The organism is Streptomyces nodosus, assembly GCF_008704995.1.
GTDB lineage: Bacteria > Actinomycetota > Actinomycetes > Streptomycetales > Streptomycetaceae > Streptomyces > Streptomyces nodosus.
The window spans coordinates 7,539,809-7,549,347 of sequence record NZ_CP023747.1; the positions used below are offsets into that span (position 1 = coordinate 7,539,809).

Sequence of the window (9,539 nt, forward strand, 5' to 3'; positions counted from 1 at the left end):
TCGCCGCATCAGACGACAGCAGTCTGTTCCGGGCCTCCTCGGGGGAGTGCCGGGTAAGGGAGTGAAGCATCAGATCCGAGTGCCGGGCGGGGCGTTGAGGCTCAGGAGGCGTATGTCGACGGCCCTGCCCGCTGCCGGCTCACCGCCCTGCCGACCGGCTCGGGATCCGAGCCGGAGCCCCATTCCTGGTCGAGGTCCAAGGTGCGCCTGGTGAAAAATGTGTCGCCGCGACCGTAGACGCACTCACAGTCGTCTGCAATATTTCGATGGAACGCTGCAAGAAGTCGCGCATGGGAATCCGTATGGGTTCGTTCCCTCCATACGGAGAGCTCCCGCCGCCTTGTCGTACCGCGCCACCGCTCCAACCAGGAAAGAGCCGCCTCGCCGCCCCTCCGGCGCGCGCGAACCTCCGCAGGGAGTGACCCCGCATGACTCGACACAAGCCGAGATCCTGGGGACGGCGCGCAGCAACTGCTGCGCTCGCCTCCACCGTCATGGTGCTAGGCCTGCCCGTCGTCGGCGCGCAGGCGGCCGGCGGCCCCAACGCCGCCTCGGACGCCCCGGCCACGTCCGGCAGTGCCCTCGGCACCCACTCGGCCGCCAATGTCGCCGACGGCGACGCCGACACCTACTGGCAGGCCGGAAAGAAGTCCGCCCAGTGGGTGCAGACCGACCTCGGCCGGACCGAGCGCGTCCGCCAGGTCGTGCTGCGCCTGCCCGCCGACTGGCAGACCCGCAAGCAGACACTGGCCCTCCAGGGCAGCGCCGACGGCAAGAGCTTCGCCACGCTCAAGTCGTCGGCGCCGTACGTCTTCAGCCCCGGCAACGGCAACACGGTCAAGATCTCCTTCCCGGCGACCCTCGCCCGGTACGTGCGCGCCGACTTCAGCAAGAACTCGGCCGCCTCCACCGCTCAACTCGGCGAGATGCAGGTCTTCACGGCCGCCGCCTCGACTTCCAACCTCGCCCAGGGCAAGACCTTCACCGAGAGCGGGCACGCCGACGTCTACGGGGCGGCCAACGCAGGCGACGGCAACCGGGCCACCTACTGGGAGAGCACGAACAACGCCTTCCCCCAGTGGCTCCAGGTCGACCTCGGGTCGTCGGTCAAGGTGAACCAGGTGATCCTGCGGCTGCCCGGCGGATGGCCGAGCCGCAGTCAGACGCTCAAGATCCAGGGCTCGACGGACAACCAGAACTTCACCGATCTGACGGCCTCGCGGGCGTACACCTTCGACAGCGGCAACGACCAGTCGGCGACCATCAGCCTCGACACCGTCACGACACGCTACGTACGCGTGCTGATCACCGCCAACACCGGCTGGCCCGCAGGCCAGGTGTCCGAGCTCGAGGTCTACGGACCGACCACCGGTGACACCCAGGCCCCCACCGCGCCGACGAACCTGAACTACACCGAGCCGGCCGGCGGCCAGATCAGGCTGACCTGGAACGCGGCCACCGACGACACCGGCGTGACCGGCTACGACATCTACGCCAACGGCCAGCTGCGGGCGAGTGTCGCCGGGAACGTCCTGACGTACACGGACACCCAGCCGGCCGGCAGCGACATCACGTACTACGTCCGGGCCAGGGACGCCGCGGGCAATGTCTCCGCCAACAGCAACAGCGTCACCCGCAAGGGAACGAGCGGCGACACCCAGGCCCCCACGGCGCCCGGCAACCTCGCCTACACGCAGTCCGGCAGCGATGTGAAGCTCACCTGGCAGGCGTCGACCGACAACGTCAAGGTCACCGGCTACGACATCTACGCCAACGGCCAGCTCCTCAAGTCCGTGGCGGGTGACGTCACGACGTACACGGACACCCCGTCGGCCGCGGCGACGGTCACCTACTACGTGCAGGCGAGGGACGCCGCCGGGAACGTGTCGGCGGCGAGCAACAGCGTCACCCGGCCCGGTTCCGGTGCCGGCTCCGACCTCGCTCAGGGCAAGCCCATCGAGGCCTCCTCCTACACCTTCACCTATGCCGCCGCCAACGCCAACGACGGCCAGATCAGCACCTATTGGGAGAGCGCGGGCGGCGCATACCCGGCCACCCTCACCACCAGGCTGGGCGCCAACGCCGACCTCAGCCAGGTCGTCGTCAAGCTCAACCCGGACCCCGCCTGGTCCACGCGCACCCAGAACATCCAGGTGCTGGGCCGTGACCAGGACGCGACGGCCTTCACGAGCCTCGTGGCGGCGAAGGACTACACCTTCAACCCGTCCAGTGGCAACACCGTGACGATCCCGGTCTCCGGCGCGGCCGCTGACATCCAGCTGAAGTTCACCTCCAACACCGGCGCTCCGGGCGCGCAGGTCGCTGAGTTCCAGGTGATCGGCACCCCGGCCGCCAACCCGGACCTCAGGGTCACCGGCATCACCAACACGCCCGCGGCCCCGCTGGAGACGGACGCCGTCAGCCTCTCGGCGACCGTCACCAACAGCGGCACCAAGGCGTCGAAGGCCACCGACCTGAACTTCACGCTCGGCGGCACAAAGGTGGCCACGGCGGACGTCCCGGCCCTCACGGCCGGCCAGTCGGCGACGGTCACCGCGAACATCGGCACCCGGGACGCGGGCAGTTACACGGTCGGCGCCGAGGTGGACCCGTCGAACAAGGTCATCGAGCAGAACGAGGCCAACAACGTCTTCACCCGCTCCGACCCCCTCGTCGTCAAGCCGGTCTCCAGCTCCGATCTGGTCGCCGCGCCCGTCTCATGGACCCCGTCCAGCGCGTCGAACGGTGACGACGTCAAGTTCACCGTCGCTATCAAGAACCAGGGCACGACGGACTCGGCCTCGGGTGCCCACGGTGTGACGCTGACGATCCAGGATTCCAAGGGCGCCACCGTCAAGACCCTGACCGGCTCCTACAACGGCGTGATCGCGGCCGGTCAGACGACCGCACCCGTCAGCCTCGGTTCGTGGACGGCCGTCAACGGCAAGTACACCGTCAAGACCGTCATCGCCGACGACGCCAACGAACTGCCGGTCAAACGGGCCAACAACACCACCACACAGCCCCTGTTCGTCGGCCGCGGCGCGGACATGCCGTACGACATGTACGAGGCCGAGGACGGCACGGTCGGCGGTGGAGCCAAGGTCGTCGGACCGAACCGGACCATCGGCGACATCGCCGGCGAGGCCAGCGGCCGCAAGGCGGTCACCCTCAGTGCGACCGGCCAGTACGTCGAGTGGACCACCCGCGCGGACACCAACACCCTGGTGACCCGCTTCTCCATCCCCGACGGCACCAACACCACACTGAACGTCTATGTGGACGGCCAGTTCCTCAAGACGGTCGATCTGACCTCGAAGTACGCCTGGCTGTACGGCGACGAGACCGCGCCCGGCAACTCGCCCGGCTCCGGTGCGCCCCGCCACATCTACGACGAGGCGAACCTGCTGCTCGGCAAGACCGTTCCGGCCGGTTCCAAGATCCGGCTCCAGAAGGACGCGGCCAACACCTCCACCTACGCCATCGACTTCATCAACACCGAGCAGGCGACCGCGGCCTCGAACCCGGACCCGGCCGCCTATGCGGTCCCGGCCGGCTTCTCGCACCAGGACGTGCAGAACGCGCTCGACAAGGTCCGCATGGACACCACGGGCAAGCTGGTCGGTGTCTATCTGCCCGCCGGAGACTACGAGACCTCCAGCAAGTTCCAGGTCTACGGCAAGGCGATCAAGATCGTCGGAGCGGGACCGTGGTTCACCCGCTTCCACGCGCCCTCCTCGCAGGAGAACACCGACGTCGGCTTCCGGGCCGACGCCACCGCCAAGGGCTCGACGTTCGCCGGATTCGCCTACTTCGGCAACTACACGTCCCGCATCGACGGCCCGGGCAAGGTCTTCGACTTCTCCAATGTCTCCGACATCACCATCGACAACATCTGGGTCGAGCACATGGTGTGCCTCTACTGGGGCGCCAACACCGACAACATGACCATCAAGAACTCCCGCATCCGGGACATGTTCGCCGACGGCATCAACATGACGAACGGCTCCACGGACAACCATGTCGTCAACAACGACGCCCGGGCCACCGGCGACGACAGCTTCGCCCTCTTCTCGGCGATCGACGCGGGCGGAGCCGACGAGAAGAACAACCTCTACGAGAACCTGACGTCCGCTCTCACCTGGCGGGCCGCCGGAATCGCCGTCTACGGCGGCTACAACAACACCTTCCGCAACATCCGAGTCGCCGACACCCTGGTCTACTCCGGCATCACGATCTCCTCGCTGGACTTCGGCTACGCGATGAACGGCTTCGGGACCGAGCCCACGACGATCGAGAACGTCTCCCTGGAACGGACGGGCGGCCACTTCTGGGGCTCGCAGGTCTTCCCGGCCATCTGGGCGTTCTCCGCCTCCAAGGTCTTCCAGGGCATCCGTGTCAACGACGTCGACATCGACGACTCCACCTATGGAGGCGTGATGTTCCAGACCAACTACGTCGGCGGTCAGCCGCAGTTCCCGGTGAAGGACACGATCTTCACCGACATCTCCATCACCAACTCCAAGAAGAGCGGGGACGCGTTCGACGCCAAGTCCGGGTTCGGCATCTGGGCCAACGAACTCCCGGAACCCGGTCAGGGCCCCGCCGTCGGTGAAGTCACCTTCCGCAACCTGCGGATGAGCGGCAACGCCCAGGACATCCGCAACACGACCAGCACATTCAAGATCAACGTCCAGTAGACCGCGAACAGCACCGAAGGGCGCGGGGCCTCTCTCCAAGGAGAGAGGCCCCGCGTCGTCGCGCACTGGAGGAGCCGGCGCGGCACAGCGAAGGCCGAACGCTGTTCTGCGGCCCGGCCTGCCGTCAGTCAGGGTCAGCCACAGTCCTGGGCCGGGCCGCTGTCATGCGGCGAAGCGTTCGGCGAGGCTCTTCGCCCTGGTGGCCGCGTCCTGCAGCGCGCGCTCGCGGGAGGACTCGAACAGCGGGACCAGTTCGGCCATGGCCGGGTTGTGCGGGGCCATCGTGAGCTCCGGCACGATGAAATCGAGGTCCAGCCTCAGCATGTCGGCGAGCACGGCCGTCAGATAGTTCTGCACATACTCGTACGACTCCTTCGGCGTGCCCGGAGCGTAGGAACCGCCACGGCTGGCCACCACGGTGACCGGCGTGCCCTGGGCGGAAGGGCTCTCGCCTGCGGTGCGGCCGAAGAGGATGACGTTGTCCAGCCAGGCCTTGAGGGTCGAGGGGATCGAGAGGTTGTACATCGGGGCGCCGATCAGTACCGCGTCGGCGCGCTCCAGCTCCTCGATCAGCTGCAGGCGCTCGGCGAAGGCGGCGGCCTGCTCGGGGGTGTGGGCAGCGGGGTCGATGAACCCGGCGCCATGGGCGTCGGCCGTGATGTGCGGCACGGAGCCGGCGGAGAGGTCGCGGTAGATCACCGTGCCCTCCGGGTGCTGCTCCTGCCAGGCCTCGCGGAAGGCGCTCGTCACCGCACGGGAGGCGGAGGCGGAGGCGGGGAACACGGACGAATCGATGTGCAGAAGCGTGGCCACGAAGATCTCCCATCAGCGGCAGTGGCGGACAGCCGGGGCGACCGCCGCTCACGTGCCAATTTTTCGTACGTACCTATAGATAGCATAGGTGCTTACTTTTTCTCAGCTCCAAAAGGCGGCGCAGTATCCTGGAGGCATGACGGTCGAGCGGAGCCATGACATCGGTGCGTGCAAGCGGGTCGACGGAGGTATCACCCGCGTCTTTCAACTGCTGGGGAAGCGCTGGACAGGCCCGATCGTGGCGGTCCTGGTCGAGGGGCCCGCACACTTTGCCGACCTGCGCCGTGCCGTTCCCGGCATCAGTGAGCGCATGCTCTCCGACCGGCTGTCCGAACTCGGCACCGCGGGAATCGTGGTGCGCGAGGTGGAGGAGGGGCCGCCGCTGCGTGTCTTGTACCGGCTGACGGAATCCGGTGCCGCGCTGAAGCCCTCCCTGCTGGCCCTCGGGAAGTGGGCCGAGGAGCATCTGCCCGAGGGCGGGGCGTGCGGAGAACCGCTTCCGTGACCGGTTCCGTCAGCCTCAGCGCCTGATAGCTGACCGTTCGGTTATTATCGAAGGATGCCGCGACCAGCCAATCCGCTCGTCCGTGAACGCCTCCTTGCCGCGGGGCTCGAGCTCATCCACACGAACGGCTTCAACGGGTGTGGCATCAAAGAGATCACCGACAGCGCCGGTGTGCCCAAGGGGTCGTTCTACAGCTACTTCGCCAGCAAGGAAGACTTCGCGGTCGCGGTGCTCGAGCACTACTGGGCATCCATCGACCGGGACTTCGGCGCCCATCTGCGGGATGTGTCCCGACCGTCCGTCGAGCGTGTCACCGCCTTCTTCCAGGCCATGACGGACCACAACGCGCAGCGCAACTTCGCGCTGGGCTGTCTCGTCGGCAACCTGTCCCTCGAGCTGGCCGACCACAGCGCAGAGGTCAGGGCGAAGCTTGATCACATCATGGACCGGTGGACCGGTTTGATCGCCACGTGCCTCCGAGAGGCCCAGGCGAGCGGCGGACTCCCCGGTGACGTGTCCCCGGAGGAACTCGCGTTCCTGATCGTCGAGGCGTGGGAGGGGGCCGTCATGCAAGGGCGTATCGGGCGGCGACGCGATGCGTACGAGAGGTTCACGGCTGTGGCACTACCGCGTCTCCTCGGGACGTCGGCTCTTTCGGTGAAGTAGCAAGCGACTGCCGGCCCGGCAAGAAGGCGCTAAGCTGACTCTATAAAAAGACGACCGGTCACTTATTATCGCGGTCGTCAGTCACCCTTCGTGAGGAGCGCTCTCTCATGTCCAACAGCAGCATCTACGCCGAGCCCGCCGGCCCCGCACTTCCCGGAAGCGGTTTCACACTTGACCTCACGCGTGCGGCGCTGGTGATCACCGACCCGCAGATCGACTTTCTGAGCCCCAAAGGCGCTACCTGGTCCGTCTTCGGCGACAGCATCACGGAGAACGGCACCGTCGGCCACATCGGTGCGCTTCTCGCCTCCGCGAAGGAGGCGGGCATCACGGTCGCCGTGTCACCGCACTACTTCTATCCCACCGACCAGCAGTGGCAGTTCAGCGACCCGATCGAGCAGTTCATGCACAGCGTCGGCATGTTCAGCCGCACCGGTCCGCTCACCCTCGACGGCTTCACCGACTCCGGCGCCGACTTCCTGCCGGAGTACAGGGAGTACATCCTGGACGGGAAGACCGTCATCGCCTCCCCGCACAAGATCGTGGGGCCGGAGTCGAACGACCTCGTCCTCCAGCTGCGCAAGCGTGGCGTCTCGCAGGTGATCCTCGCCGGTATGGCGGCCAATCTGTGCACCGAAGGGCACCTCCGGGAGCTGCTGGAGCAGGGATTCGAGGCCGTCGTCGTCCGTGACGCCACCGCCGGGCCCCGGCTGCCCGAGGGCGACGGCTATCTGGCCGCCGTCATCAACTTCCGTTTCCTGGCCAGTGCCGTGTGGTCGACCGAGCAGACCGTCGGTCACCTTCGTTCGGCCTGACGGCAGGCACCCCTGGTCGGCGACTTTCTCGACGGCTGCGCGACCGACACCGCGGGTGGCGCCGTGAACACGACCACCCGCGGGGGTGTCTACCGGACAAGCGCCCGCTCATAGCCGGTCTCCGTCGCAGGCCTGGCGCCGGCCGCTCCCCTCAGCGCGGGGGAGCGGCCGGAGGCGTACTGGTGAGCCCGATCGCCGAGGCGGTGAGCAGGCGGTCGAGTTGCAGGCGGAAGTCGAGGGCGGCGTGGCCCCAGCGCGGTTCCTGTTCGTAGAGCCGGGCGAGGGTGGGCGTCGGATGGGACACCTGCCACAGGCCGGCGGCCAGCAGGACCGCTGACGTCAGAAGGCCCTGGATCTGTTCGACCGTCATGCGGCTGGCGCGACACAGCGCCCGCGCGATCTCGTCGTGGGCGGCGAAGGCATTGGTCTTGTACCGGCGGGCGCGTTCGATGTCGACATCGCCTTCGAGGTGCAGCGGGGCATGGGTCAGCAGATCGCAGAAGACCGGCAGCGAGGCCAGGGTCGTGCTGATCACCGCCGCGGTGTGTGCGGGGTCGAGACCGGTGCGGTCTCCCACGTCGGCCAAGAGCGCGTCGCGCCACTGGTCCCAGCCGCGCTCCGCGAGTTCGAGCAGCAGTTCCTCCTTGCTGGAGTAGTACCGCCGCACCCCGGTGCGATGCAGCCCGGCCCGTTCGGTGACCGCCGCCAGGGTCACATACCGCACGCCCCCGAGTTCGAGCGCGACCGCTTCGGCCGCCGCGAGCAGATCTTCGGCGCGGCGTGCCTTGTCCTCGGACGAGCGGGCTCGTTGACGCATACGGCAAGGGTAACGCACCCCGGGATGCCTTATCGGGCTCCTCGTGTTACGTTCGGCGTAACGCATCACGGGGTGCGTTACGAACGTGTTGAAAGAGAGAACGTCATGAAGGCTGTTCAGGTCACCCGGTTCGGTGACCCGTCCGTGCTCACCCTCGTCGACCTGCCCGACCCGGAGCCCGGTCCCGGTCAGGTCGCGATCGATGTCACTCACGCCGCGGTGGGGCTCATCGACCTCCACGCGCGGCAGGGGCTGTACAAGGACCGGGAAGGGCTGCCCCAGCCGCCGTATGTGCCCGGCCTCGAGGTCGCGGGCACCGTGCGGGCCCTCGGCGAGGGGGTCTCCGGCTTCACGGTGGGCGAGAAGGTGGTGGCGCTGCCCGGGAACGGCACCGGCGGATACGCGTCCGTCTTCATCAGCCAACAGGACCGCGTCATCTCCACCGAGGCCTACGGCATCGATCCGGCCCTCGCCGTCGCCGCCGTCCCCAACGCGATCATGGCGCACATCGCGCTCACCGGCGCCATCCACCTGGCCGCGGGCGAGAGTGTCCTCGTCCACGGTGCCCTGGGGGCTTTCGCGGCCACCTTCCCCGGCATCGCCCGGCAGCTGGGAGCTTCCCGGATCGTCGGCACGGTCCGCACCGCCAGGACCGGCGCGGCCGCCGCCACCAAACTGCCCTACGACGCTGTCGTCGACTCCGACGACCTGCCGGGCGCCCTCGGGCAGGAGAAGTTCGACGTCATCGTCGACCCCGTCGGCGGCACCCTGCGCACACAGAGCCTGGACCTGCTCGCTCCGTCCGGCCGTCTGCTCCTGGTCGGCAACGCCAGCGGCGACTGGGAGCACACCATCCCCAGCAACGCCATGTGGTACGGCAACACTGTCGTCGCCGGATTCAACGCCGGCGGATACATCCCGGCACACCCCGAGACCATTCCGCCGGCCGCCCGCGCCGCACTCGAGGCTGTCGCTGCCGGGCTCATCGAACCCGACATCGAGATCCTCCCCTTCGCCGACGCGGCGACCGCACACGAGAAGCTGGAGAACCACTCGGTCAACGGCCGCGTCGTCCTCGTTCCGTAACCCGGCAGGGATGACGTCCACCGTGGGGTGGGGCAGCGCCGACCTCGGGTGTTCGCTGGCGCGCTCCACACCGACCCGGACCCGGCCCAGGACCAGGGGGCATGGTGGCGCGGTCGGCGGACGTGGGTGCCGTGGCG

Annotated in this window: 7 protein-coding genes; 5 read left to right on the plus strand and 2 right to left on the minus strand. The window is 67.9% G+C overall.

The window, feature by feature from the left end; all coding sequences use genetic code 11:
* The first annotated feature begins 428 nt into the window (after positions 1–428).
* On the plus strand, positions 429–4,700 hold the full coding sequence (locus CP978_RS33625) for a discoidin domain-containing protein (RefSeq protein ID WP_043447351.1): 4,272 nt from the start codon (positions 429–431) through the stop codon (positions 4,698–4,700).
* A gap of 162 nt (positions 4,701–4,862) precedes the next feature.
* Here the strand turns inward: CP978_RS33625 and CP978_RS33630 are convergent, their stop codons facing one another.
* Positions 4,863–5,513, minus strand: coding sequence for an FMN-dependent NADH-azoreductase (locus CP978_RS33630; RefSeq protein WP_043447354.1), 651 nt, complete (start codon positions 5,511–5,513; stop codon positions 4,863–4,865).
* Between the two features lie 136 nt (positions 5,514–5,649).
* Here CP978_RS33630 and CP978_RS33635 point away from each other — a divergent pair, with 136 nt between their 5' ends.
* From CP978_RS33635 to CP978_RS33645, 3 genes are all read left to right on the plus strand, one after another.
* On the plus strand, positions 5,650–6,018 hold the full coding sequence (locus CP978_RS33635) for a winged helix-turn-helix transcriptional regulator (RefSeq protein ID WP_043447357.1): 369 nt from the start codon (positions 5,650–5,652) through the stop codon (positions 6,016–6,018).
* Between the two features lie 54 nt (positions 6,019–6,072).
* Positions 6,073–6,684: a TetR/AcrR family transcriptional regulator gene (locus tag CP978_RS33640; RefSeq protein WP_043447360.1), complete on the plus strand. Its 612-nt coding sequence runs from the start codon at positions 6,073–6,075 to the stop codon at positions 6,682–6,684.
* A gap of 107 nt (positions 6,685–6,791) precedes the next feature.
* Positions 6,792–7,499 carry an isochorismatase family protein gene (locus CP978_RS33645; protein ID WP_043447363.1) on the plus strand — a complete coding sequence of 236 codons (708 nt, stop codon included), beginning with the start codon at positions 6,792–6,794 and terminating at the stop codon, positions 7,497–7,499.
* A gap of 151 nt (positions 7,500–7,650) precedes the next feature.
* On the opposite strand, the gene CP978_RS33650 is transcribed toward CP978_RS33645, so the two are convergent.
* Positions 7,651–8,316, minus strand: a complete 666-nt coding sequence (locus tag CP978_RS33650; RefSeq protein ID WP_107070494.1) for a TetR family transcriptional regulator — start codon at positions 8,314–8,316, stop codon at positions 7,651–7,653.
* Positions 8,317–8,421: 105 nt separating this feature from the next.
* Here CP978_RS33650 and CP978_RS33655 point away from each other — a divergent pair, with 105 nt between their 5' ends.
* A complete protein-coding gene (locus tag CP978_RS33655; RefSeq protein WP_043447366.1) occupies positions 8,422–9,402 on the plus strand; it encodes a quinone oxidoreductase family protein in 981 nt (326 codons plus the stop codon).
* The last annotated feature ends 137 nt before the right edge of the window (positions 9,403–9,539 follow it).

Coding starts and splice junctions, on each gene's coding strand:
- CP978_RS33650 (WP_107070494.1), bottom strand. CDS start 8,316: ATGCGTCAACGAGCCCGCTCGTCCGAGGACAAGGCACGCCGCGCCGAA.
- CP978_RS33635 (WP_043447357.1), top strand. CDS start 5,650: ATGACGGTCGAGCGGAGCCATGACATCGGTGCGTGCAAGCGGGTCGAC.
- CP978_RS33625 (WP_043447351.1), top strand. CDS start 429: ATGACTCGACACAAGCCGAGATCCTGGGGACGGCGCGCAGCAACTGCT.
- CP978_RS33655 (WP_043447366.1), top strand. CDS start 8,422: ATGAAGGCTGTTCAGGTCACCCGGTTCGGTGACCCGTCCGTGCTCACC.
- CP978_RS33645 (WP_043447363.1), top strand. CDS start 6,792: ATGTCCAACAGCAGCATCTACGCCGAGCCCGCCGGCCCCGCACTTCCC.
- CP978_RS33640 (WP_043447360.1), top strand. CDS start 6,073: ATGCCGCGACCAGCCAATCCGCTCGTCCGTGAACGCCTCCTTGCCGCG.